This is a genomic window from Sphingobium aromaticiconvertens (assembly GCF_037154075.1).
GTDB classification, from domain to species: Bacteria; Pseudomonadota; Alphaproteobacteria; order Sphingomonadales; family Sphingomonadaceae; genus Sphingobium; species Sphingobium aromaticiconvertens.
On record NZ_JBANRJ010000001.1, the window covers coordinates 3,146,370 to 3,170,803 of the forward strand.

The window sequence follows — 24,434 nt, forward strand, 5'->3', positions numbered from 1 at the left end:
ATGTCATGACAGAGATCAAGAAAATGACGATCGTCGAGGCCATCAACCTCGCCCTGCACGACGCGATGGAGGCTGATCCCACCGTCCTCATTCTGGGTGAGGAAGTAGGCGACGTACAGGAAGGCGGCGTCATGGGCGTCACCAAGGGCCTGTCCACCAAATATGGCGAGGACCGGGTCAAATCGACGCCGATTTCCGAGCAGGCGATCATCGGCGCTGCCATCGGCGCGGCGGTCGGCGGCTACAAGCCGGTCGCCGAAATCATGCTGATGAACTTCATCGCCGTGCCCATGGACATGATCGTCAACCATGCCGCCAAGCTGCGCTTCATGTCGGGCGGCCAGACCGGCGTGCCGATGGTGATCCGCACCATGACCGGGTCGGGCTTTTCGACCGGCGGCCAGCACAGCGATTATCTGGAAGCATGGTTCGCGCATACGGCGGGTATCAAGGTGGTGGCGCCGTCCACGCCCAACGACGCTTATGGCCTGATGCGCGCGGCGATCGATGATCCCGACCCGGTATTGTTCATCGAAAACCTACCCAGTTACTGGACGCCCGCGCCCTTTACCAAGACTATCGTCCCGATCGGCAAGGCAAAGGTCGCGCGCGAAGGCAGCGACGTCACCATCATCGCTCATTCGCTGATGGTCACGCACAGCCTGGCCGTGGCGGAAAAGCTGGCGGCGGACGGCATATCGGTGGAGGTCGTCGACCTGCGCACCATATCGCCCTGGGATCGGGAGACGGTGATCGCCTCCGTGCGCAAAACCGGGCGCGCGGTCGTCGTCCACGAAGCCGTCAAACAGTTCGGCATCGGCGCGGAAATCGCCTCGGTCATCACGGAGGAACTGTGGGGCACGCTCAAGGGGCCGGTCCAGCGCGTTGGCGCGGCCTATAGCGCCGTGCCCTTCTCCAAGCCGCTGGAACAGGCTCACGCCCCCACCCCCGACAGCATTGGCGTCGCCGTTCAGGCTGCGCTGGCCTGACCGGACCGCCCGGCCGTCCTTCGTGACGGCCGGGCCGCAAGGAAGTTTCAAGATGATCCAATCGGCGGGCGATCAAAGCTATCTGGTGGAATTGGACGAGGGCGTGTTGCGCCTGTCCTTCAACCGACCGCAATTCGGCAATGCCATCCCCAGCACGACAGTCCCGCAACTGACCGCGCTGTTCCGCGCGGCTCAGGCCGATCCGGCAGTGCGTTGCATTCTCGTGCGCGGCGAAGGACGAATATTCTCGGCAGGGGGCGACGTCGCCGGGTTCGCCCAGTCGATCGAGCAGGATGCGGAAACCCGTCGGGCCGATTTCGCCCAGCGGCTTCCCCGCGCCCGCACGCTGGTGGAGGCAATCGCCGCTTTCGACCGTCCGATCGTCGCGTCCGTGCGCGGCGCGGCGGCAGGCGCGGGCCTGTTCTACCCGCTGATCGCCGACTATGCGATTGGCGACGAAAGCGCCGTCTTCGTGTTCGCGCACCAGAAGATCGGCCTTTCGCCCGACGCGGGCGTGACCGCCGCCCTGCCGCAGGTGGTGGGCATCCGCATGGCCCGCATGTTGCTGATGACCGCCGCGAAGGTGGACGCGGCGGAAGCGCTGCGCCTTGGCATCTTGCATGCTGTCGTCGATGCGGATGTGCTGGAGGAAAAGGCCATGAAAATGGCCCAGCGCCTCGCACGCGCGCCCCAACGCGCAATCATCCTGGCCAAGACAATGACCAACACAGCCCCGACCCGCAGTCTCGCCGAAATCCTCGACGCGGAGACGGCGGGCATAGTTGCCTGCGTGGGCGATCCCGATTTCACCGAAGGCGTCCGCGCCTTCATAGAAAAGCGCCCGGCGGTCTTTCCCTCAACACAATAGTGGATTACGCCGACCTACCCCTCCAACAGATAGATTTGCGTCCTGGCCCCCGCCTGCCGTGCTTCCGCATAAGGCCGATAGTCTGCACTGGCGAGCAGCGCCCGCGCCGCATCGGCTGTCGGGAATTCCACGATCGCCAGCGTATCTGGCCCCTCGCCGTCCCCCTCCAGCCGTTCGGGTGAGCGGGACAGGGCCAGATACCGGCCACCATGCGCGGCGATCATCGCAGGCACATCGCGCCGATAAGCCTCGGTCCAGCCCAGGTCGGCATAGCGCACGTCCACCACCATATAGGCAGGCATCGCCCTCTCCTTCAGTTCAACTAGAGTGTTTTCGAAGCGGGTAGAATCACCTGCTGACTCGGAAAACGCGCCAAATCAAAGACCTAGAGCAGTCGGTTCCAGCCGGATTACGGGAATTTCCCGGTCGGTGCGCGCCTGATATTTGGCATAGGTGTCGTGTCGCGCGGTGATCCGCGCCCACGCTTTGGCGCGCTCCTCACCCGTAAGCACCCGAGCCCCTGCCTTGACCGGCGGCGCACCGACCCGGATCTCGCAATCCGGGCTCGCCTGAAGATTGAGGAACCAGACGGGATGCTCCACATTCCCGCCCTTCGATCCCATGATCAGATAGCCGTCGCCATCATCAACATAGAGCAGCGGCACATGGCGCGGCTCGCCGCTCTTGCGGCCGATGGTCGTCAGCAGCAGCGTCGTCACCTCTCCGGGCAGGCCGACCGGCCGCGCATCCCAAAGATGCGCCTTTTCCGGCTCGGTCAGATATTGCTTGATATGCTGACCGATCAACTGGTTGATGTCCTTTGGGATGTCATCAAAACCGGGCACGGACATGGTCGTATCTCCAGATCAAAGGGTTGATTGGGCCTGCTTTGCCGGAAAGGCCAGCAGCGCGAGCGACAGGATGATCGGCGTAAATCCCAGCACGGAATGACGGCGCCACGAGCCGCAGCAACCGCCACGATCGTCCAGGCCAGCACGGCCAACGCCCCAACACCGCACATCATGCGTATAGGAACGCCTGACGGTGCATCATCGATTACACCCGCCATCCGCCCGAGAAAGAAGCGAGACCAGTTCCCCCGCGCCTGCCCTACCGCGCGCAGCACATAGACGGCCACGACGATATTGCCCCACCACATGACCATCCAGACCCAGGCGACTACATCCATCACCCGCCCACCCCGCTCCCGCAGGATGATCCAGCCCACCATGAATAACAGGCCCGTGACCAGGTCATTGTTGATGAATAACTGCCACGGGTTCGACGCGCCCGCCAGGAAGGTATCGAAGCCCACGCCATGATCCATGCCGCCATTCAGAATGACATTGGCCATGTTCACGCCCATGATCGCGATCACGATCCAGGCGAGGATACGCACCCCCGTCATCGCGGCTGCGCCATTTTCCACACATAATCGTTCCACTGGACTTCCTGGCTCTCGCCATAGCCGGTGCGGCCATCCCAATCCCATTCGACCAGCCCCAGATGACAGGTCATGTTGGACCAGCCGCCCCAGTTGGTCTGCGCGATCAGCTTGCCGCTGGCGGCATGGCGATCGCCCCTGTCGTCCTCGAACCGGTAATCGTGCGTGACCGGGCTGTGCCGGTCGCCCGTCCGCGTCGTCAGCTTGGACGCCTTCACCACCCGGCGCTGCTCTCCCTTCACCACGACCCAGCCATCGTTGAAGATGCGCGACGGCGGGGCCATCACGCCCTTCCAGTCGGGATCGCGATCGGGATCGTCATGCGACCCGACATTGAAGGCGAAATCCTCACCAAACGTCCCCGTCACCCAGGTATAAGGCGGCGCAGGATTGTGATTTTCCGGGCGCGGTTCAGCCCAGCTACGGTCACGCACCGCAAGGCAATCGACCTTGTGCGCCTCGCCGCGCAGCAGCAGGTCGCCGGTCACATGCATGACCTGTTCGAAATGCTTGTTGTTTGCCCGCATGATCGGCACGCCGACCCCACGAATATCCACTGCGACGCTGGTTTCGCGCTGCGGATCGTCAAAGGTCAGGCGGACATGCTCCAGCGGCACGATGGTCTGCACCCGCAAGCCATTGGGTAGTTGGATGTCGCTGCCATCGCCGATCACGCCGATCGACATGAAGTCGCGAAACTCGAACAGTTCGCATTCCAGATGACTGGCCTTGAACCCCTTGTAGATCATCAGGCCCGACGTCACGACCTTCAGCGTGGGATGCACCCAGCAATAGGCGAAGCAGTTGATCCCCGCCTCTGGCACGTGGAAGTTCCAGAACCACGTCTCGGTCAGCGAGTCGGCAGGTTCGCCCGTGCCATGGAAATATTCATCGGTGGCGACATGCTTGCCAAAACCACCGCCCAGATTGCTGTTCCAGTCCGTGTCGGACATTCAACCTCTCCCATGTTGTCGTCTGAAACTTTGCTTTGACGGCATGATAGGACGCTGGCACATAATATGCTAGCATCATTTATCACGCTCGGGCTACGATCCCGGCCAATCGAAACCCCAAGGAGAGAGAAGTGGACGTACCCGTCAAGGAAACCCCGTGGGAAGGCCCCTTTCCCGACATCGCCAACTGGAGCGAGAACTTCTGCCTCGCCGGCTATGATCCCAAGAGTGGTGTCGGCTTCTGGTTCCACATGGGCCGCTGGCGCCATGACCTCAGCATGTTCCGCGAGATGGTCATCATCCGCCTGCCCGACGACACGGTGATTTCGCATCGCGCGATCGGCAATGCCCGCTCGGCAGCAGACGGCCCCGGCGGCCCGCATTTCGCTATCCGCATTCTCGAATCCGGCCGCAAGCTGTCCTACAATTTCAACGGCGGCGTGATGCGCGTGCCCGCAAAGCAGATGCTGGACGGCATCGTCGGCGACGGTCGCCGCACGCCGATGACCTTTGACCTGACCTTCGAGTCCGACGCTGACATCTGGGATCTGCACAAGGTCGGCAGCCTTCAGGATTTCCTGCCCGCCGGACATATCGAACAACCCGGCCGCCTGACCGGTGAAATCCGGGTCGGCGGCGAAGTCTTCCCGTTCGACGCCATGGCCAATCGCGACCACAGCCTGGGCGCCCGCGACAATATCGACCTGCACAGCCACCAGTGGCTTCAGGGCTATTTCGAAAACGGCATCGCCTTCATGCTGTTCGACGCCAAGACCAAAAGCAATGGCAAGGTCGTCTTCTCCGAAGCCATTGTTTATGAAGGCAATCAGAGCTTCGAGGCAAAGATTGAAACGATCGAACGGTGCGAGGATGTCGCCCGCGATGAAGACCCGATCCGCTTTATGTTGAGCTATGCCAATGGCACGCTAACCATCGACACGGCGGGCTATCATGGCAGTTCCTACCTCTCTTTGGTGTCGCCCAACGATCAATATGTCGGCGTCTATCCCAGTGATCCGGGGCCGACGCTGGTGCTGAACGAACAGTCGGTGACGCTGACGCTCAACGGCTCGGTGCCCGGCTATGGCTGCTATGAACGAACCATCCCCGGCGTCCACAAAGCCGAGGCCTGATATATAGGGCGGCGCGTTGCGAGCATAGGCACATCGCGGCGCAATTCCCCTTGAACGGGAACGATCTTAGGATTATAGTATTCTAGCATACGAAAGGCATGGTCCAGAGGATCGCCGACAAGGAGAGTAGCATGGCAACGACCCTCACGCGCGGTTACGGCAGCAAGGACCGCCCGCTGCTCAGCGAATTGTGGGACCGCGACTCCGTGGGTAACAATGTCGCGATGGCCGCGCGCGGCGATCACCAGCCCGACCGGCGCGAAATCGACTATGCCCGCTATCATGATCCGGCCTTCTTCCAACTGGAACTGGACAAGATCTGGACCCGCCAATGGCTGTTCGCCTGCCGCGAGGAAGACATCCCCAATGTCGGCGACCGCGTGCCCCTTCAGGTTGGCCCGCACGCCTATTTCATCGTTCGCTCCGGCGAGGATGAATATAAGGCGTTCCACAATAGCTGCCTGCATCGCGGCACGATGCTGTGCGCCAAGAAGGAAGCGGCCGAGACGATCCGTTGCCCCTATCATGCGTGGGAATGGAATGTGGACGGACGCCTCAAACGCATCCCCAGCCACTGGGATTTCCCGGACATCAACCGCCTCAACGGCTCCCTGCCTGAAGTTAAGCTCGACCGCTGGGGCGGCTTCATCTTCATCAATGCCGACAAGGACGCCGGACCTCTGCGCGACGCGCTTGGCCCGATGCCGGAGCATTTCAAGGAGTTCCAGCCGGAGAACCGCTATACCAAGGCGCGCTTCCGCAAGCTGGTCCATGCCAACTGGAAAGCCACGCAAGAGGCTTTTCAGGAATCCTATCACCTCTACGCCACCCATCCAGAGGGTGTACCCTTCACCGGCGACAGCCAATCGCAATATGACATCTTCACCACGCCGATGGGCGCGGTCGGTCGCGAAGCCGTGCCGTCCGCCGTGCCCAGCATGCATGCGGATTCATCGGCAACAGCGCTCGCTGCCGGCATGGCCTTCGCGCAGGTGCAGCAGGTCTGGCACTATCCCGACGCCACCATGCCAGACCTGAACCCGGATGCCGACATTCGCGCGCAGGTCGGCCAATGGGCACGCGATGTCTATGAAGATGCTTATGGACGCCCCAACACGCAACCCGACGCGGTCATGGTCGATAGCTCGCTCTACTTTCTCTACCCGCAGTTCACCCTCTGGCTCTCGGAAGCGGTGCCGTTCGCCTATCAGTTCCTGCCGCATGAGACGGACCCCAACTATTGTTATTTCGACGTCCGCCTGCTGATGCCCTGGCCCCGAAGGACAGCCTCGCCCCCCTGCGGCCGAAATGATCGAGATTGGCGAGCATGAGAGCATCGCCGCAATGGCGCCTGCCTATAGTTTCCTCGGCATGATCTTCGACCAGGACATGAGCAATCTGCCGCTCGTGCAGCGTGGCCTTAAGGCCGCCGATCCCGCCGCGCCGCATTCGCGCCTTGGCGCTTATCAGGAAGGCATGATCCAGGCCTGGCACGAACTGATCGACCGCGACATCGCCCGCTAAGGGCTGGTGAAAAAAGGGGGGCGTCGGACTATTTTCCGGCGCCCCCTTTTTCGTATCAGCGCATCACGCGCTTGGCGAAATCCTCGATAAAACGTTTCTTGTCGTCGAAGCTGGAGCGCAGCACGCCCAGCGCATGGTCGATCGGCCCGACATGATGCTGGGTCACGCCCATATCCTGCGCGCGCCTGTAATCGTCCAGCGATGGCAGCGACCCATCCTCGTTGCGGGCGAGGCCGACCATATAAGCGAAGGGCAGGTCCGCCCGCCCAGCCTCACGCCGTCCTTCCTCGATCAGCGCAATCTGTCCTGCGAGCTCCGGCAGCTTCGTCGTCATGCCCATCCAGCCATCGGCAACGGCCCCAGTCCGGCGCAATGCAGCGGGCGCGACCGACCCCATATAGATCGGGATGGCTCGCGCGGGGCGCGGCTCGGCAAAGGTCGGGGGGAAGTCGAAATAATCGCCATGATGCTCGACCGGCCCCTCGCCCCACAGCTTGCGCAATATTTCCATCATTTCGAGCGTCCGGGGAATGCGCGTCTTCCATTCGACCCCGGCCATGTCATATTCGTCGCGCATCCATCCGGTGCCCACCCCCATGACGAAGCGATCCCCGCTGATCCGCGCCAGCGTCGCGGCAGCCTTGGCCACAAGGAACGGGTTGGTGCGGTTGGCCAATACCATGATGCATGACCCGAATTTCAACCGTTGCGTGCGTGCCAGCACTGCCCCGCCAAAGACGAAGATGTCGGGAAACACATAGTCCATCGGCAGGGGAGCGCGTTCATTGGGATCATGATCCCCCGACCCGGCGGGCATGAACCAGTGATCGTCGCCTACCACCCCTTCAAAGCCGATCTGCTCGGCCATCTCCGCCAGTTCCAGACCCTGTTCGGGCAAGCTGTTGTGAATATGCAGCCAATATTTCATCGTCATCGCTCCGCCTGGAAAAGAAGAAGGGGCAGCCATCGTCTGGCCGCCCCTTCCTCCCCTTTTAATCAAAAGCCTGTGGCTCAGAACTTGAAGACAAGCTCGCCGCCATAGGTGCGCGGCGCGCCCGGAGCGGACGAGAAGGCCGATCCCGATGCCTGAGCATAATAGTTGATGTTGTACTTCTTGCCGGTGATGTTCTTCATCCAGAAGCGGAACTGTACCTTGTCCCATTTTTCCGGGGTGAAGCCGATCGCTCCGTCGAGGATGAAGCGTGAAGGCTCCTTGATCAGATTATCGGCATCCCAGTTAAAGCTGCTCGACCAGTTCCCATTAACGTCGAGATTGACGAGACCGGCCCCTGCAATGCCCTTTTCATAGGTAAACCCACCGCTGAACTTCCACTTGGACGCATAGGGCATGCGATTGCCGCTACAATTGATATTGATCTGGTCCAGATTGCCCGGCGCTATCGGCGAATAGACATAGGAGGCACAATCCAGGCCACCATCGCCGTCGACATCGCCGAACTTGCGATATTTGGCATCAAGATAGGTGCCCGCAAAGCGCAAGGTCAGGCCATCGGCAACCACCGCCGTCGTGTCGAATTCCACACCCTTTGTCCGGGCGGAGCCGGCATTCTTCAGGAACACAAGCCCGTTGCGCTGGGCCAGGATTTGCGGATTTGACAAATCGTTCCAGAAGCCCGCGACATTGAAACGGACCCGGCGGTCGAACAATTCGGTCTTGAACCCGATTTCATAGGCATCCACGACTTCGGGGCTGAGCGCCTTCTGGTCGAGAGGCAGGGTGTTGAACGTTCCCGCCTTATAACCGCGGCTGTACGTGGCATAAGCCATGATGTCGTCGGTGAACTTGTGATCAACCGTCGCCTTATACGTCCACTTCTTGAACGTGCGGCTGGCATTGGGGTTGTCGCCATCGACGATGGCATTGCCGAGCGGACCGCCAAAATCGTTGTTCGCATCGAACTGCTGCGCACGCAGCACGAAAGGCGCTGGACCAAACACACCGGGGAAGAAATGCACATCAGTATAGCCGTTGCCCGCCACCTTATCGACGGTGTAGCGCAAGCCGCCGGTCACATTCGTCATCTCGCCCAGTGGAACCGTCAACTGACCGAAGCCAGCATAGGATTTCACCTTCTGCCTGCCGCTAATCTCGATATATTCGATGCCATTGGCATTCTGGCCAGGCCCATCGATGATTGCCGGAGAGAAACCGCCATCGGCATTCAGATAATAGGCGCCCAAAATCCAGTTGATCTTGCTGCCTGCATTGGATTTCAGTTGGAATTCCTGCGAAAATTGCTTGTCGATGACACTCAGATCATAGACCAGCCAATCATAATCCGAATAGTTGCCGGACGAATGATAAACTTCGTCATTCTTGCGATAGGCGGTGATGCTGACGATATCGGCAAAGCCCAGTTCCTGGTCGATGCGCGCGGATACGCCCCAGCCCTCTGACTTGGAGAACTGCTCTTCGGCCAGTGACACGTCATAAAAGCTCAACGGCGGCAGCACCTGGGATGGCGTCGGCGCGTTGGGGATGGGACCCGCGCCATTGTGCGCCGGGTCGGGTGATCCGCCGACCGTACCGGGGAAAGGACGGGAATAGATGCCAATCTGGCTCAACGAATTCTGATAATAGCCGATCAGCTTGACCGAGGTGGTATCCGTGGGTTCCCACAGCACCTTGCCACGCATGCTCAGGCTGCGCCCCTTCCAGTAATCGTCACCGCCCGGTTGATAGCCCTTGGATGTATCGAGTTGATCGACCAGCTTGCGGTTGCGTCCCCAACCCTGGTCCTGATTATGCCAGCTCAACGCGAAATTGGCCGCCAGCCGATCCGTGATCGGCATGTTGCCATAGAATTTCGCGTCCATCGTTTCATAGTTGGAATAGCCCATCCGGGCTTCCAGTTCGGCGTCCTGGCTGGGGTCTTTGGTGTAGATCGAAATCACGCCGCCCGACGCATTACGGCCAAACAAAGTGCCTTGCGGGCCTTTCAACACTTCCACGCGATCGACGCTGACCAGGTCGAAGAAAGGCACCGATGCGCGCACGAAATAAACATCATCGATATAGACCGGAACGCTTGCCTCATTACCTGACGTCGTCACCGGATTGCCGATTCCGCGAATGAAGGTAGTAACCGTGCCGGTCGCCTGGCCGATCTGGAGTGCAGGATCGATACGATTAAGTTCCTGAACCGAGTTGATCCCCTGCGATACCAATGCATCTCCGGAAACCGCAGTAACCGACAGCGGCGTATCCTGCACATTCTGCGACCGCTTCTGCGCGGTCACGACAATGTCCTCTAGCTGATAATTGCCACTCTGCGGCTGAGTCTGCGCCTGCGCTGCGGGCGCTACCGACGTTGCGCCAACAATCGTGGCACAAGTTAGCATCAACCCAGCACGTACACGATTGCTAAAGCACGTCGAAATTACGGACGTTCCAGACATCTGCATCCTCCCTAAATATTGTATACGTCGAATATTGGAATTTATACTTATTCCATTATTGAAATTTACTGTAATATTTTACGATTTAACTTATTTTTCTTAAGATATTCTGAGAATGAATTTTACGGCACATCCCAAACAAATGAATTTAGGTCAATTACATATTGAATGCTCTTATACCGTATGCATGCTCACTTATATGCCGGTCCGTTTCTGCGGTCAATGGTGCAAAGCCCTAAATCGCATTGTGCAGGGCATTGCCCCTGCCACGTGGCGCAAATGTCGCACTCCTAATCGGGATCGGAATAATCGACCGGCCGCCACCAGGGGAAAAACCCAGGCATGTCGACAGATACGCGATCTGGAAAATCGGGTTGCCGCTTGTCCAGAAAGCTCTGCACGCCTTCGCGGACATCGTCCGCCCGTGCCCGCTTATAAATCCCCCGACTTTCAATCCTGTGCGCATTCATGGGATGCGCCATACCCAGCGATCGCCATAGCATCTGCCGTGTCAACGCGACCGAAACTGGCGCCGTATTGTCCGCGATACCGGCGGACAGCCGACGTGCAGCAGGCATCAGGTCATCGGGAGCATGCAGCGATCGCACCAGCCCCGCCGCCAACGCATCCTCCGCTGAGAAGGTAGCCCCGGTCAGCATCCATTCCAGCGCCGTGGCAATGCCCATGATCCGCGGCAGAAACCAGCTGGAGGCCGACTCGGGGACGATGCCTCGCCGCGTAAAGGGCAGCGCGAATTTGGCCGTACTCGATGCCAGCCGGAAATCCGCCGCCAACGCCATGGTCACGCCCATGCCCGCCGCTGGCCCGTTGAAGGCGACGATCACGGGCTTGAGGCATTCATACAGGCGCAGCGTAATCAGCCCGCCAAAGTCGCGGGTCGCCGGGTCCGACCAGTCAACGTCAGCATCCTCCCCAGCAGATTGCCCACCCGACAGCGACGACCCGCCCGGAGACAGGTCCGCCCCCGCGCAAAAGGCACGGCCCTCGCCGGTGATGATGACAGCGCGAATAGCATCATCGGCATCGACACGGTCGAACAGGCCCACCAAATCCTGCGCCATCTGTCGCGTAAAGGCGTTCAGCTTGTCCGCCCGGTCGAAGGTAATCGTCGCCACATGCTCATGCACGTTGAACCGGAAATATTCAGGCGCCTCCACCGTCCTTCTCCCCAAACCGCGTCAGGCGTCTTTCAGCGCGCCGATCTCGACATTGGCCAAGCCTTCCTCGCCGGTTTCCTCGCACCGCACCCGGCACATATTCTCGACGTTGAGATAGACTTTGGCGCCCGGCTTCTGCGAATGCAGAGGCAAGCGCGCAAAGGCGTTGCCGACATCGGCGATCAGCGTGAACGGCTCGCCGCTCAAGGTCGTCGCGCGGAAGATCACCTTGTCGGGCATGCCCTCGGGGCCTTCGCCGACATTCTCGATGTCCAGCGCCTTTATCACCTCATTGCCCTCCGGCCGGGCGATATAGCCTTCTGCCGTCATATTGGCCGGTCGGATGACGTTACGCACGCGCATCAGGTGAAAGCCCATGCTGGGAAAGTTGAAGAAGGACCAGTTGTGGTCCAGCGTCAACTGGTCGTTGCGCATGCCCCAGCTATGGTCGCGATAGCCCGATCCATCGACGTCGATCGACGTACCCGCCCATTCGCCCGCCTTGAAGGCGATCGTACCGGTCGCGTTCATGCACTGGCCCTGATGGCGGAAGGAGTTGCGCTCGAACGCGGTGTTTTCGGAGATGGAGAACCAGTCCGGATTGACGTCGGCGCAGGCCTGGAAATCGAACAGGTGCATGCGACGCGTGAAATTGAGCACCGCGGAGACATTCTCATCCTCATACTCCACCCGGAACTCCGCCTGAGCTTTGAGGAAGCTGAGCCTGAGGCCGCCATAGTTCAGCACCTTCTGATGCTCGAAGGGCGAGGGCATTGGTACATCCTTGCCGCTGATGAGCGTCTTGCCCTTGTGCAGCACGGTGAAGGACGCAAAGGCACGGTCATAGGTCGGCTCGGCCGTGCAATGCGCCAGGCAGCAAATGTCCCTCTCCGGGTCCATGAAGACCCAGAAGTAATTTTCTTTCCATCGCAACCAGGCGCGCGTGGGAACGGTATGCGGATAATCCTCATGCAACAGCATATGATCACTCTCCTGCCTGCGGGTCGATCGGGTCGACTATTTACAATATAGTATGATAGCATATTATAATTATGCAACCGAAATGCGCAAAGATGGTATCTTGCATACTATCGGGTTAGAAAGATCGCGCTTCAAAGGACGAAAACGCCAGATTTTTTACGGGACACCCGACCAATCATGACCCCATCCACGGAACGCGGCGACCATTATGCGCTGACGGTCGAAAATGGCATCGCCACCCTGATCATCGATCGCAGCGAACGGATGAACGCGCTACACCCCGCCGCCCATCATGAATTGTCCGGCGTGTTCGACCGACTGCCCGACAGGTCCGATGTACGTGCGATCATCGTTACAGGCGCGGGTACGCGTGCCTTTTGCGCGGGCTATGACCTCAAGGACAATCTGGAAACCGGCGTCATGGAACTGGCGCCGACCGGCTTTGCCGGCTTCAACGGCAGGACTGATTATCCCCTCCCGATCATTGCCGCCGTCAACGGCATGGCGCTGGGCGGCGGGTTTGAACTGGCGCTGGCCTGCGATTTCATCATTGCGTCCGATCAGGCCTGCTTCGCCCTGCCCGAACCCAAGGTCGGCTGGGCGGCGCTGGGCGGCGGCATCCAGCGTCTTCCTCGCGCGGTGGGCATGAAGCGCGCTATGGACATCATCCTCACCGGCCGCACGGTCAGCGCGGCGGAAGCCTTCTCGATAGGCCTCGTCAGCGAAGTAGTAGCCCCCGATCAACTCATGGACACGGCCCGCCGCTGGGCCGCACAGATCGTCGCCTGCGCCCCGCTGGCCATTCACTGTTCCAAGGCAGTGGCCTACGCTTCCTTTGACCTGCCCGACCTTGCCGCCGCGCTCGACATCGCCAACCACCCGCTCGCCCGGACCGTCATGGACAGCGCCGATGGGGTCGAGGGCAAACGCGCCTTTGTCGAGCGGCGCACGCCACAATGGACCGGGCGCTAGATCCTGAAGGTCAAACCACGGAGAGAAATATCATGCCTACGAATCAGGATCATGTCCTTGCCTTCATCGCCCTGTGGAACCGCCGCGATCTGGACGGCATCCTCGCGGCAATGGCGCCTGACTGCATCTATCACAATATCCCCTGGGCGCCGCTGGTCGGGCATGAAGCCATCCGCGAGGGGCTTTCGCTCTTCGTGGCCGATGCCGCCGCGATCGACTGGCAGATAGTACACATCGCACAAGGAACGGACGGATCGGTTCTGACCGAACGGCTGGATCGCTTTCTGCTTGGTGGAAAATGGCTGGAAATGCCGGTCATGGGCACGTTCGAACTACGTGATGGGCTGGTGACGCACTGGCGCGACTATTTCGATTCCGCGCAATTTCAGGCAGCGATGGACGCCATCGCGTCAGCCTGAGGCAAATCACTCTACCGATGAGTGCGACCAGAAGCATTGCAGTCCGCCTCCAAACAATATAGTACGCTTACGGACCAAATGATAGCGGACTATATGGAGAGGTGAAAAACATGACGATCGGCGTCGGTATCATTGGCGTAGCGCCCGGCCGCAGTTGGGCCGCCCTGTCCCACATCCCCGCGCTTCAAGCGCTGCCCGATTATGAGATCCGCGCGCTCAGCACGACAAGGCAGGAAAGCGCGTCCGCCGCCGCCGCCGAGTTCGGCGTGGCCAAAGCCTATGACAATCATCAGGCGCTGGTGAATGATCCCGACGTCGATCTGGTGGTCGTCGCGGTCAAGGTGCCGCACCATCTGGAACTCGCCACCGCGGCGATCGAGGCGGGCAAGCATGTCTATTGCGAATGGCCGCTCGGCAACGGGCTGGCTGAAGCGGTACAGATGGCCGCGCTTGCCAAGGCCAGGGGCGTGGTCGGCGCGGTTGGCCTTCAGGCCTGCTCCGCTCCCAGCTTCAACTATGTCCGCGACCTGATCGCGCAGGGCTATGTCGGGCAGGTTCTGTCCACCACGCTGGTCGGATCGGGCATGAACTGGGGCGCCTTTATCGACCAGCCCAATGCCTATACCGCCGACAAGGCCAATGGCGCGACGCTGTTGACCATTCCTTTCGGCCACACGATCGACGCAGTGGCCATGTGCCTGGGTGAATTCACCTCGCTGACCGCCACCCTCGCCAACCGGCGCACCAGCTTCACGCTGGTCCCCGAAGGCAAGCCAATGCCGATGACGGCAGAAGACCAGATCGCCATTTCGGGCGTACTGGAGGGCGGCGCGGTCGCCGCCATCCATTATCGTGGCGACGTTTCGCGCGGGACCAATTTCCGCTGGGAAATCAATGGTACGGAAGGTGACATCGTGGCGACCGCCGATGCCGGTCATGCTCAGATGTTCCCCCTCACCGTGACCGGTGCTCGCGGCGAGGATCAGGCGCTCGCGCCGCTCGACATCCCCGCAGACTATCAATGGACGCCTGACGTTCCGCCATTCGCCCAGAATGTCGCGCAGGCCTATGCCCGGCTCGCCAACGATCTGCGCGACGGCACGTCCACCTGTCCGACTTTCGATCATGCGGTGAAGCGTCACCGCCTGATCGACGCCATCGAACAATCCGCAGCCAAGGGCAGCCGCGTCACCCTTTAGGGCGCGCGGCCCCATCCATCATTTTATAAAAGCGAGGTAAGGAAGATGAGTTTTCTTGAGGGGAGAGTCGCCATTGTCACCGGCGCAGGACGCGGCGTCGGTCGCACCTATGCCCTGAAGCTAGCCGAACAGGGCGCCAAGGTCGTCGTCAATGACCTTGGTGGCGACGCAGCCGGTGGCGGAGCTGATCTGTCGCCAGCCCAGGAAGTGGTCGCGGAGATCAAGGCCAAGGGCGGCGAAGCCGTCGTCAATGGCGGCGACGTATCGGACTGGACCAGTGCCAGTGAGATGGTGAGCCAGGCGATCGACACGTTCGGCCGCCTCGACATATTGGTCAACAACGCAGGCATTCTGCGCGACCGCATGCTCGTCAACATGACCGAGGATGAATGGGACATCGTGGTTAAAGTGCATTTGAAGGGCACCTTCGCGCCAACCCATCATGCCGCCAATTACTGGCGCATGGAAAGCAAGGCCGGTCGCCAACCCGACGCACGCGTCATCAACACGACCTCGCACTCGGCGCTCTTCGCCAATATCGGCCAGGCCAACTATGCGGCGGCCAAGGGCGGCATCGCCAGCTTCAGCCAGGTAGCCGCGCGCGAGTTCAGCCGCATCGGCGTGACCGTCAACGCCATCGCCCCACGCGCTGAAACCCGCATGACCGCTGGCCTGCGCGAATGGACGCCCGAACAGCTCGAACGCCGTGATCCCGAATGGATCGCCGGTTTCGTTGCTTGGCTCGCCAGTCCGGAAGCCGGCTATGTCAGCGGTCGCGTGTTCGAAGTGTGGGGCTATGGCATAACCGTTGCCGAAAGCTGGCAGCATGGCCCGAGTTGCGAGGCATCGAAAGATCCTACGGTGCTCGGCGAGCGCGTTGCCAAGATCCTGAAATTCGCGCGCTCCAACGCTGGCATCAATCCGGGCGAATGGCTCGATCCCTGATCGTTCCACCTGTAACGGGGCGGGAGGATATCTCCCCTCTCGCTCCCTTATCTTGTTGAAAAGAATGAGCCACCATGTCCGCTGACGCCCTGTTCCAGCCACTTACCATCGGCACGCTCGCCAGCCCCAACCGCATCATAATGGCGCCGCTCACCCGCGCCCGCGCGGACGAGGATAATGTCCCCACCGCCATGCAAGGCGTCTATTACGCCCAGCGCGCGGATGCGGGCCTGATCGTGTCAGAAGCCACGGCGGTCGATCCGCTGGGCATGGGCTGGTATCGGGCGCCCGGCATCTGGTCGGACGCGATGGTGGCAGGCTGGCAGGGTGTGACCGATGCCGTCCACGCGGCGGGCGGGCGCATCTATTGCCAGCTTTGGCATATGGGCCGTTTGGTTCTACCCGATTATATCGGCGGCGCATTGCCGATCGGCCCCTCCCCCATCGCTGGCGAAGGGGAGACGATGGCCCCGCCACCGGAAGGTTATGCAGGCGGCTTTCTGCCGATGAAGCCCTATGTCGTCCCGCGTGAAATGACGCAGGCCGATATAGATCAGGTCGTTGCCGCTTATGGCAGAGGCGCATGCAACGCCCGCAAAGCGGGCTTCGACGGCGCAGAAATTCACGGCGCGAACGGCTATATCATCGACCAGTTCCTGCAATCCAAAACCAACCGGCGACAGGATGGCTATGGCGGCAACGTCGCCAACCGCATCCGCTTCCTCAAGGAAATCATCGAGGCTGTGATTGCGGAGATCGAACCCGGCCGCGTCGGTCTGCGCGTCAGCCCGACCAGCGAACGCAAGGGCATGGGCGACGATAATCCGGGCGCGCTGACCGAAGCGATCGGCGCCCTCGCCCAGCACTATCGCCTCGCCTATATCCACCTGATCGAACCGATCGCCTCGGGCTTCATGGAAAAGCCCGACTATCCCGTGATGGAGCGGCTACGCGCGGTGTTTGGCGGCACGATCATCCAGAATGGCAGCTTCAACGCGGAAACCGCAGCGCAGTACATCGCCAGCGGTAAAGCCGACGCCATTTCCTTTGGCCGCCCTTATATCGCCAACCCCGATCTCGTGACCCGCTTCCGCAATGGAACCCCGCTGGCCTCCGCCAATTTCGACTTTGCCTATGTCGGCGAGGAAAAGGGTTATACCGACTATCCGGCCTATCAGGACGCCTGACGGCTCAGGAAGCGCCCAGTTCCGACGGAAAGCCACGATGCACGCGATCCCCCAGCGCCACCCGCGCCCGCGCTTCGGCTGCGCGGCCTTCGGCAGATGGATGCACAACTTGCCCCGCCGTCCAGCGCGGGATCAACGGTGTGTAGCAGGCGACCTGCGCGGTCAGCCCGCCCGGTAGCACCGGTGCGCTCCCCCATCCTGCCAGCGTCCCGGCGCGATCCTGCGTTCTGTACAGCGCGACATGATGGGAATCCGCGTGGGGCTGGAGCATCTGGTGCGACGATACCGAGGCAAAAGTGCCTGACACCACGCCCGGCAATGCCATCAGTGTGGGCATCCGCACTTCGTCATACCAGGCCACGAAATCCGGGTCGGCAGTCACCGCGATCCGTTCCAGCACATAATCGCCTTCATGGATGGCCGCGCTCGCCCTCTGCCGGGAGACATGGGGCGTATAATAGGCCTCCCGCATGGCGAAACTGAAGCTGTCGCTGATCAGCATCATCGGTGTGAATACAGGGCCATGTCCGGCGCTCAGCCGCTCAATATCATGGCATTCATAGACGGCCAGATATTCAAAGACCTGATCCGCCACGATACCCTGCCCTTCCCCGACCGATGCGTCCACCCGCCGCAACCGCTGCACCGCCGACGATCCGGGCAGGCGCATCACGTCGCGGATATGGATGTTGCTATACCAGTCGTTGAACGCATCATGCCGCCCGTCATTGGGGTTCGACAGCACGATCAGCAGGTCGTCCATATTCTGCTCCCGTCAGAGGTGCATGCCGCCACTCGCGGCGATGATCTGCCCCGTCACCCAGGCGGCTTCCGGTCCGGCGAGGAAGGCGACAAGACCGACGATATCCTCCGGTTTGCCCAACCGCCCGAAAACGGTGGCCCCTTCCAGCATATCCACTACAGCGGGATCATCCAGCATGGGACCAAGGAAATCCGTCGCCGTCGCGCCAGGCGCGACCGCATTGACGGTAATCCCGCGCGGGCCAAGCCCAGCCGCCAGCGAAACGGTCATGGAGTTGAGCGCCGCCTTGGCCGCAGCATAGGCGATCGTCGTAGGATAGGCCGCCATCGACACGACCGAAGATATATTGACGATCCGCCCGCCATCGGCAAGCAACGGCAGGACGCGCTGGGTCACGAAGAAGGGCGCCTTCACATCGACCATGAACAGCCGGTCGAAACTGGCCTCGTCCGTATCCGCTATGGTCCCGCTGGCACCCACACCAGCATTGTTGATCAATATGTCGAGCGGTCGGTCGTCCAACGCTGTCCGCAATTGATCGGCAAGCTGCTCGACCCCCGACAGGGAGGACAGATCGGCGGACAGGGCGAAGCCCTCGCCCCCTGCCTCGCGGATCGCAGCTAGGGTTTCCTCCGCCGCCCCGCGCGCCGTCGCATAATGGACACCGATCCGCGCGCCATCGGCGGCGAGGCGCAAAGCGATGGCCCGCCCGATGCCGCGCGACGCCCCTGTCACCAACGCGATCTTTCCGTCCAGCCTGCCCATGCGTCCGCTCCCGCCTATGATCCGCACCCTATTTCTTGAACAGGTCGCGCCCGATGATCTGCTTCATCACCTCCGCCGCGCCACCCGCGATGCGGACGATCCGCGCATCGACATAGGCCCGTGCGATCGGATATTCGGTCATATAGCCATAACCGCCGAAGAATTGCAGGCACTGGTCCACCACCTTCACATGCAGGTTGGTGACAACCAGCTTGACCTTGGCCGCATCCACACCGCTAAGGTCGCCTGCCAGGAAACGCTGGATGCACCAGTCGGTAAAGACCCGTGCGGCCATCACCTCGGCCGACAGTTCCGCCAGCACGAACTGCGTATTCTGAAAATCGGCCAACGTCTGGCCGAACATCTTGCGCTCGGCGGTATAGTCGACGGTCCACTGGATCGCCGCCTCGGCCACGCATACACTGCGGACTGCCTGGGTCAGCCGTTCCTGCGCCAGCTTGCCCATCATGATGCCGAAGCCGCCACCTTCTTTGCCCAGCAAGCGATAGGCAGGCGCACGCACATCCTCCAGGAAGATTTCGGACGTATCCTGCGCCTTGAGGCCGATCTTCTCCAGATTGCGCCCGCGCTTGAAGCCGGGCTGGTGCGCGTCAACCGCGATCAGGCTGACACCCTTCGCGCCCGCCGCCGGATCGGTCTTGGATGCGCAGACCATGATGTCGCACAACTGGCCGTTGGAGATATAAACCTTCTGCCCGTTCAGCACATAGTCGTCGCCCCCGTCCTGCCCCTTGGCGCGCATGGCGCGGGTGCGGATCTCCTTGACGTCGGACCCGGCGCCCGGCTCGGTCAGGCCCAGCGCGCCGATAATCTCACCCGTCACCATTTTCGGCAGGACTTCCTGCTTCAGCTCCTCTGTCCCGGCGGACAGAATATAGGGCGCGACCATTTCGGAATGGATCATGAAGCCGGGGCCGGTAATCCCCTTCTTCGCAAGTTCCTCGATAACCACGACATTGTAGAGCCAGTCCGCGCCGAAGCCGCCATATTGTTCGGGGACATTGGGACAAAGAATGCCTACCTCGCCCGCCCGCCGCCAGATTTCGCGCGGGACACATTCGTCCTTTTCCCATTGCGGATGGCCGGGCACCAGTTCCTCGTCAACGAAACGGGCCAGCGTCTCGCGGAATTGCTGGTGTTCGGCGGAAAAGATACCCCGCCCGCCATCATCGTTGCGCAACGCCTCAGCCATGTCGCGCCTCATGCATCGCAAGGGTTCGCTGCGCCTGTTTCAGGTGCGGGATATCCAGCATCTTTCCGTCCAGTCCCAAAGTGCCCGCGTCCGGATTGGCGGCGAACAGGTCGACCACCCGGCGGGCGAAATCCACTTCCTCCGGCGAAGGAGAAAAGCTCTCATTGATGATGTCGACCTGCGCCGGATGAATCGCCACCCGCCCGGAAAAACCCTCCGCCCGCGCGGCCTTGCACGATGCGCGCAGGCCATCGGGATCGCGGAAATCGACATAGAGCGTGTCGACCGCCTCTCCACCTGCGGCATGCGCGCCCAACAGGCAGAGCGATCGCACCATCTTATAGGTGTGGGTCCATTCACCACTGACGTTAGTATTGCCGCTGGCGCCGATCGCGGAACTCAGATCCTCCGCCCCCCAGGTCAGGCCATAAAGCCGTTCCAGCTTCGCGGTCGCATAATCACCCAGATGAAAGGGTGAGACGGCGGTTTCGGTTGCGACTGGCAGGATTTTGATCGCCCCCCGCCCGATCCCCGAAGCCGCTTCCAGCGCGCTCAGATAATAGCTGACCTGCGCCACATCCTCCGGCCCGTTCACCTTGGGCAGCATGATGCCGTCGGGCGCGGCGGGCACGATCGCGGCCAGATCTTCCAGCGTCCACGGCGTATCGAGCGGATTGACCCGCACCCAGAACTGCGACTTGCGCGTGCCCTTCGGCCGCTCCTTGATGAAGGCGGGGACCATCTCCCGCGCGATCGGCTTGCGCGCGACCGCAACCGCATCCTCCAGGTCGAAGATGAACGCATCGGCCGCCACGCCATCCACCTTGCCCAGCTTCTTCTCGCTGTCGCCCGGAATGAACAGGAAGGATCGGATCGGCAGGCTCATGTCGATACCGGCTTCTTGAGTTGCAGGCCGGACCGCTTGCACGACGCGACCAGTTCGTCCTTCTGGTTATAGGCTTTGTGCAGAAAGGTGACGATGCCCTGATCGGGACGCGATTTGGATTCCCGCAACTCGATCACCTCAGTCACGACATGGACCGTGTCGCCATGGAACAGCGGATTGGGAAAGCGCACCTCGTCCCAGCCCAGATTGGCGACCGCCGTGCCCAGCGTGGTGTCGCCGATCGAGATGCCGACCATCAATCCCAGCGTGAAGGCTGAATTGACGATGCGCTGGCCGAAGGGCGTGCCCTTCATATATTCCTCATCCAGATGCAGCAGCGCCGGATTATGCGTCATCGCCGAAAACAGGACATTGTCCGTCTCCGTGATGGTGCGACGGATGGGATGGTTGAACACCATCCCGATTTCGAGTTCATCAAACCAGATACCAGGCATCAGACAAGTCCCAGAACAGAGATGGCCGCGATACCCTGATAGGGAACGCCACCCAGATTATGCGTCATGCCGATCGTCGTGTTGGAAAGCTGGCGCTCCCCCGCCCGGCCGAGTAGTTGGTTATAGACTTCATAGGCCATACGCAGGCCGGACGCGCCAATCGGATGGCCGAAGCATTTGAGGCCGCCATCGATCTGGCAGGGCATGGCTCCATCCCGGTCGTACCGGCCGTCGAGAATGTCGAACACCGCTCGCCCATCATCGGAAAAGCCCAGATCTTCCATCGTCACCAGTTCGGTGATGGAGAAACAGTCATGCACCTCGCTCAACGACACTTGTGTCTTGGGATCGGTGATCCCGGCCTCCTGATACGCACGCGCTGCCGCGACGCGGGTGGTTGCGACATAGCTGCCGTCCCAGTCATTGGTCTGCGTCTCGCGCCCCGAACTGGTCGCCAGTTGCAGCGCCTTGATCGTGACCAGATCCTTCTTGCCCAGCGCGCGTGCAATTTCCGGCGTGGTGACAATGGCGCAGGCCGACCCGTCCGACACGCCCGAACAATCGAACAGCCCCAACGGATCGGAGATCATCGGCGCGCTCATGATGGTTTCCATCGATACCGCCTTCTGGAAATGCGCCTTGGGACTGTGGACGCCATTCTGGTGGCTCTTCCACGACACATGGCTGATCGCGCGCTTCAGATCCTCCTTCGACGTGCCATATTTGGACCGATAATAGGGGGCGAGTTGGGCAAAGCCCGCCGGCGCGGACCCCATCGGCATCCACAGATCGTTGAACGTACCCTTGAACGGCGGTGGCAAGCCACCAAAGCCGGTATCCTTCAGCTTTTCCGCGCCGATGGCGAGCGCGATGTCGACCGCGCCCGAAGCCACCGCATAGGTAGCCCCGCGCAGCGCTTCGGTCCCCGTAGCGCACATATTCTCGACCCGGCTGACCGGGATGCCCTCCAGCCGCAGCGCCATGGCGGCGGGAATGGAACTATTGCCGACATTGATGCCGTCACCCCAACAGCCGAACCAGGCCGCCTCAATCTGTTTACGCTCGATCCCGGCGTCGGCCAGCGCTTCCTCAAACGCCTCCTTCATCAGTTCGGGTGATCCCGCGTCCCATCTCTCGCCGAACTTGGAACAGCCCATGCCCAGGATGGCGACCTTGTCCTTGATACCTGTTGCCATGTCGCGCTCCTCAAACCGCCGAAAGCGGCGTGGATTTCCAGAAATAGCGGTTATACCCGCGCTGCCGGTCCTTTTCCTTGATCCGGTAGACCATGCGCAGCTTCGCGCCGGTATCGATGCCCTGCTTGCCGATATCGACCATCTCCATCAGCATCCGCGCGCCGCTGTCGAACCGCACGAAGCCGACCCAGAGCGGCGGCGAGGGATGATAGGTCAGCCAGTCGGCGGTGGAGGTCAGCACTTCCGCCTGCTCATCGCGCAGGGGCACATTGCTGAACTGCTCGCTCGGCGCATGGCAGCGGACGCAATATTGCAGTTGCGGGAACTGCACCGTGTCGCAGCTACCGCAGCGCCCGGCGTTGAAGCCTTCCATCTGGTCGGCGGAGCGATATTGTTCGGTCAGCGCGGTCTTGCCGCTCTTTTCCGACCGCATACCCCATTCCGCCTCGATCCCGCCTGCAAAGGACAGCATCCGCATATAGCTGTCCGTCGGCAGCGCATCGGCGATGGAACCGGCCACGCCGCGCACGGGTCGGGCCGCCACAATTGCATCGGTCGCCTGAAAGATCAGCACATCGGCACCCTGCCCGAACCCGACCAGCAGGATACGCTCGCCCGGCTGCGCCTTTTCCAACGTCGCCGCCAGCATCAACAGCGCGTGCGCCGCACCGGCATAGCCCACCCCATCCTCCAGCCCGCTCGCGACGCTGCCTTCGAACTTCAATTTCTTCGCCACTGCATCGGCTGCGCCCTTCAGATAGGAGGGCATGACGAAATGCTGGATATCGCCAATCGCCAGTTGCGCGTCGGCCAGCGCCGCCTTGACCGCGCCAGGCACGATCTTCGCATAGCCCTCATCGCGGACCCAGCGCTCTTCCCAGCCATAATCACTCGTTGCATCCGCCGACCGGAAATGATCGACGAAGACATTGCTCAGCGTGGCCGATCCAACCAGCCGCGCCACAACGTCCCGGTCCGACACGACAAAGGCTGCCGCCCCCGCGCCGAAGCTGATTTCCTGTACGCTCGCAGGCTTGCCGATCGGATTGTCCGACCCGATCACCATGGTCGTCTCGCGCCCTTTCAGCGCCTGCAACAGCGCCGATGTGCCGGCCCGCTGCGACCCGGCCGCATCCGACGTGGCAACCCCTGTCGCAGCGCCAATGGCACGCGCAACAATCGCGGCATTTTGAAGGTCCGCATAGGGCAGGCTGGTCGATGCCAGCCGTACCGCCTTCACCCACGCAACATCGCTGCCCCCAAGCGCATCGCGCGCCGCCTCGACCCCCATGGTGATCGCGTCTTCGTCCCAGCTGGTAAAGGCGCGACTGCCCCTGGCCTGCCCTTTCAGGCCCGGCGCCATCCAGCCATGCGCGGCGGCGATCGCCGCGCGCTCCAGCCGAAGGCGGGGAATATAAGCGCCAAAGCGCGATATGCCGAAGTCTGTCATGCACCTCACCTGTTCGAAGGCCGTCAGCCTCTCATGATTGTCGCACCCGGCGATGCGGTGTGCGGATCAGGATTCCTGTCGCCGGAGTCCTCGCAACAGATTTAGTGCGCTATAGTACGTTATGCAAGTTACTTATTGTCACGCGCACGACAAGCAGGCATTCAGCCATGGGCAAACCCATTGAAAGGCATGACCGTGTTACGTATTCCTCTGTCCGAAATCCCGGAAAGCGGCGCTCGCGTCATCACCGTGGACGATCGCCGGATATTGCTGTGTCGCAGCGCCGCCGGTATCCACGCCATGGATGAAATGTGCCCGCATCAATTACAGTCGCTCGATGGGGCGCGGGTGCGCGGCAATTTCATCATGTGCCCGCATCATGGCGCGCGCTTCAGTCTGGAGGATGGGCGGTCGCTGTCGCAACTCACCCCAAATGGCCTTAAATTCTATCCGACGCGGGTCGTCGGCGACGATCTGGAAATCGACGGCTGACA

General features: G+C 61.2%; 26 protein-coding genes. 11 read left to right on the plus strand and 15 right to left on the minus strand.

From position 1 onward, the window contains the following. Positions 1-5 precede the first annotated feature (5 nt). Together WFR25_RS15020 and WFR25_RS15025 are read left to right on the plus strand one after the other, a co-directional pair. On the plus strand, positions 6-989 hold the full coding sequence (locus WFR25_RS15020) for an alpha-ketoacid dehydrogenase subunit beta (protein ID WP_336972007.1): 984 nt from the start codon (positions 6-8) through the stop codon (positions 987-989). A 52-nt stretch (positions 990-1,041) separates the two neighbouring features. After that, positions 1,042-1,857: an enoyl-CoA hydratase/isomerase family protein gene (locus WFR25_RS15025; RefSeq protein WP_336972008.1), complete on the plus strand. Its 816-nt coding sequence runs from the start codon at positions 1,042-1,044 to the stop codon at positions 1,855-1,857. 14 nt (positions 1,858-1,871) lie between these two features. Here the strand turns inward: WFR25_RS15025 and WFR25_RS15030 are convergent, their stop codons facing one another. The 4 genes from WFR25_RS15030 to WFR25_RS15045 form a co-directional block, all read right to left on the minus strand. Then, a complete protein-coding gene (locus WFR25_RS15030) occupies positions 1,872-2,159 on the minus strand; it encodes a DUF1330 domain-containing protein (protein WP_336972010.1) in 288 nt (95 codons plus the stop codon). A 75-nt stretch (positions 2,160-2,234) separates the two neighbouring features. Continuing rightward, positions 2,235-2,708 (minus strand): nitroreductase family deazaflavin-dependent oxidoreductase, encoded by a 474-nt coding sequence (locus tag WFR25_RS15035; protein WP_336972014.1) that lies wholly within the window; start codon positions 2,706-2,708, stop codon positions 2,235-2,237. After that, complete coding sequence (locus WFR25_RS15040; RefSeq protein ID WP_336972016.1) at positions 2,660-3,301, minus strand: hypothetical protein; 642 nt, start codon at positions 3,299-3,301, stop codon at positions 2,660-2,662. Before WFR25_RS15040 ends, WFR25_RS15035 begins: the two co-directional genes overlap by 49 nt. Next, complete coding sequence (locus WFR25_RS15045) at positions 3,262-4,254, minus strand: DUF7064 domain-containing protein (protein WP_336972017.1); 993 nt, start codon at positions 4,252-4,254, stop codon at positions 3,262-3,264. Before WFR25_RS15045 ends, WFR25_RS15040 begins: the two co-directional genes overlap by 40 nt. Positions 4,255-4,385: 131 nt before the next feature. Here WFR25_RS15045 and WFR25_RS15050 point away from each other — a divergent pair, with 131 nt between their 5' ends. The 3 genes from WFR25_RS15050 to WFR25_RS15060 all read left to right on the plus strand — a co-directional run bounded on the left by WFR25_RS15050 (position 4,386) and on the right by WFR25_RS15060 (position 6,911). Then, a complete protein-coding gene (locus WFR25_RS15050; RefSeq protein WP_336972020.1) occupies positions 4,386-5,387 on the plus strand; it encodes a hypothetical protein in 1,002 nt (333 codons plus the stop codon). Positions 5,388-5,518: 131 nt separating this feature from the next. Continuing rightward, positions 5,519-6,718 (plus strand): aromatic ring-hydroxylating oxygenase subunit alpha, encoded by a 1,200-nt coding sequence (locus WFR25_RS15055; RefSeq protein WP_336972022.1) that lies wholly within the window; start codon positions 5,519-5,521, stop codon positions 6,716-6,718. Further along, positions 6,696-6,911, plus strand: a complete 216-nt coding sequence (locus WFR25_RS15060) for an SRPBCC family protein (protein WP_336972024.1) — start codon at positions 6,696-6,698, stop codon at positions 6,909-6,911. The genes WFR25_RS15055 and WFR25_RS15060 overlap by 23 nt, the downstream gene beginning before the upstream one ends. Before the next feature lie 55 nt (positions 6,912-6,966). On the opposite strand, the gene WFR25_RS15065 is transcribed toward WFR25_RS15060, so the two are convergent. The 4 genes from WFR25_RS15065 to WFR25_RS15080 all read right to left on the minus strand — a co-directional run bounded on the left by WFR25_RS15065 (position 6,967) and on the right by WFR25_RS15080 (position 12,490). After that, a complete protein-coding gene (locus tag WFR25_RS15065; protein WP_336972026.1) occupies positions 6,967-7,845 on the minus strand; it encodes a TIGR03619 family F420-dependent LLM class oxidoreductase in 879 nt (292 codons plus the stop codon). 77 nt (positions 7,846-7,922) lie between these two features. Further along, positions 7,923-10,172, minus strand: coding sequence for a TonB-dependent receptor (locus WFR25_RS15070; RefSeq protein ID WP_336972028.1), 2,250 nt, complete (start codon positions 10,170-10,172; stop codon positions 7,923-7,925). Between the two features lie 449 nt (positions 10,173-10,621). Next, positions 10,622-11,509, minus strand: coding sequence for an enoyl-CoA hydratase-related protein (locus WFR25_RS15075; RefSeq protein WP_336972030.1), 888 nt, complete (start codon positions 11,507-11,509; stop codon positions 10,622-10,624). Positions 11,510-11,530: 21 nt separating this feature from the next. After that, the gene (locus WFR25_RS15080; RefSeq protein ID WP_336972032.1) at positions 11,531-12,490 is read right to left on the minus strand and encodes a hypothetical protein; all 960 of its coding nucleotides are present in this window, start codon (positions 12,488-12,490) and stop codon (positions 11,531-11,533) included. 177 nt (positions 12,491-12,667) lie between these two features. Here WFR25_RS15080 and WFR25_RS15085 point away from each other — a divergent pair, with 177 nt between their 5' ends. The 5 genes from WFR25_RS15085 (at position 12,668) to WFR25_RS15105 (ending at position 17,212) form a co-directional block, all read left to right on the plus strand. Next, a complete protein-coding gene (locus tag WFR25_RS15085; RefSeq protein WP_336972035.1) occupies positions 12,668-13,462 on the plus strand; it encodes an enoyl-CoA hydratase-related protein in 795 nt (264 codons plus the stop codon). Positions 13,463-13,494: 32 nt separating this feature from the next. After that, positions 13,495-13,881, plus strand: coding sequence for a limonene-1,2-epoxide hydrolase family protein (locus WFR25_RS15090; protein WP_336972036.1), 387 nt, complete (start codon positions 13,495-13,497; stop codon positions 13,879-13,881). 110 nt (positions 13,882-13,991) lie between these two features. Next, on the plus strand, positions 13,992-15,080 hold the full coding sequence (locus WFR25_RS15095) for a Gfo/Idh/MocA family protein (RefSeq protein WP_336972037.1): 1,089 nt from the start codon (positions 13,992-13,994) through the stop codon (positions 15,078-15,080). A 45-nt stretch (positions 15,081-15,125) separates the two neighbouring features. Beyond that, positions 15,126-16,025: an SDR family NAD(P)-dependent oxidoreductase gene (locus tag WFR25_RS15100; protein WP_336972041.1), complete on the plus strand. Its 900-nt coding sequence runs from the start codon at positions 15,126-15,128 to the stop codon at positions 16,023-16,025. A gap of 74 nt (positions 16,026-16,099) precedes the next feature. Further along, a complete protein-coding gene (locus WFR25_RS15105) occupies positions 16,100-17,212 on the plus strand; it encodes an alkene reductase (protein ID WP_336972043.1) in 1,113 nt (370 codons plus the stop codon). Positions 17,213-17,216: 4 nt separating this feature from the next. Here the strand turns inward: WFR25_RS15105 and WFR25_RS15110 are convergent, their stop codons facing one another. The 7 genes from WFR25_RS15110 to WFR25_RS15140 are packed head-to-tail and all read right to left on the minus strand — an operon-like array spanning position 17,217 to position 23,940. After that, positions 17,217-17,975, minus strand: a complete 759-nt coding sequence (locus tag WFR25_RS15110) for a hypothetical protein (protein ID WP_336972044.1) — start codon at positions 17,973-17,975, stop codon at positions 17,217-17,219. Between the two features lie 12 nt (positions 17,976-17,987). Beyond that, the gene (locus tag WFR25_RS15115) at positions 17,988-18,740 is read right to left on the minus strand and encodes an SDR family oxidoreductase (protein ID WP_336972047.1); all 753 of its coding nucleotides are present in this window, start codon (positions 18,738-18,740) and stop codon (positions 17,988-17,990) included. Positions 18,741-18,768: 28 nt separating this feature from the next. Then, the gene (locus tag WFR25_RS15120; protein ID WP_336972048.1) at positions 18,769-19,953 is read right to left on the minus strand and encodes an acyl-CoA dehydrogenase family protein; all 1,185 of its coding nucleotides are present in this window, start codon (positions 19,951-19,953) and stop codon (positions 18,769-18,771) included. Further along, complete coding sequence (locus tag WFR25_RS15125; protein ID WP_336972050.1) at positions 19,946-20,839, minus strand: HpcH/HpaI aldolase/citrate lyase family protein; 894 nt, start codon at positions 20,837-20,839, stop codon at positions 19,946-19,948. The genes WFR25_RS15120 and WFR25_RS15125 overlap by 8 nt, the downstream gene beginning before the upstream one ends. Next, a complete protein-coding gene (locus tag WFR25_RS15130; protein WP_336972053.1) occupies positions 20,836-21,294 on the minus strand; it encodes a MaoC family dehydratase in 459 nt (152 codons plus the stop codon). Before WFR25_RS15130 ends, WFR25_RS15125 begins: the two co-directional genes overlap by 4 nt. Then, positions 21,294-22,490 (minus strand): acetyl-CoA acetyltransferase, encoded by a 1,197-nt coding sequence (locus WFR25_RS15135; RefSeq protein ID WP_336972054.1) that lies wholly within the window; start codon positions 22,488-22,490, stop codon positions 21,294-21,296. The genes WFR25_RS15130 and WFR25_RS15135 overlap by 1 nt, the downstream gene beginning before the upstream one ends. 10 nt (positions 22,491-22,500) lie before the next feature. Further along, a complete protein-coding gene (locus tag WFR25_RS15140) occupies positions 22,501-23,940 on the minus strand; it encodes a 3-oxoacyl-[acyl-carrier-protein] synthase III C-terminal domain-containing protein (protein WP_336972055.1) in 1,440 nt (479 codons plus the stop codon). A gap of 189 nt (positions 23,941-24,129) precedes the next feature. Here WFR25_RS15140 and WFR25_RS15145 point away from each other — a divergent pair, with 189 nt between their 5' ends. Further along, positions 24,130-24,432, plus strand: a complete 303-nt coding sequence (locus WFR25_RS15145; RefSeq protein WP_336972057.1) for a Rieske (2Fe-2S) protein — start codon at positions 24,130-24,132, stop codon at positions 24,430-24,432. Positions 24,433-24,434 lie beyond the last annotated feature (2 nt).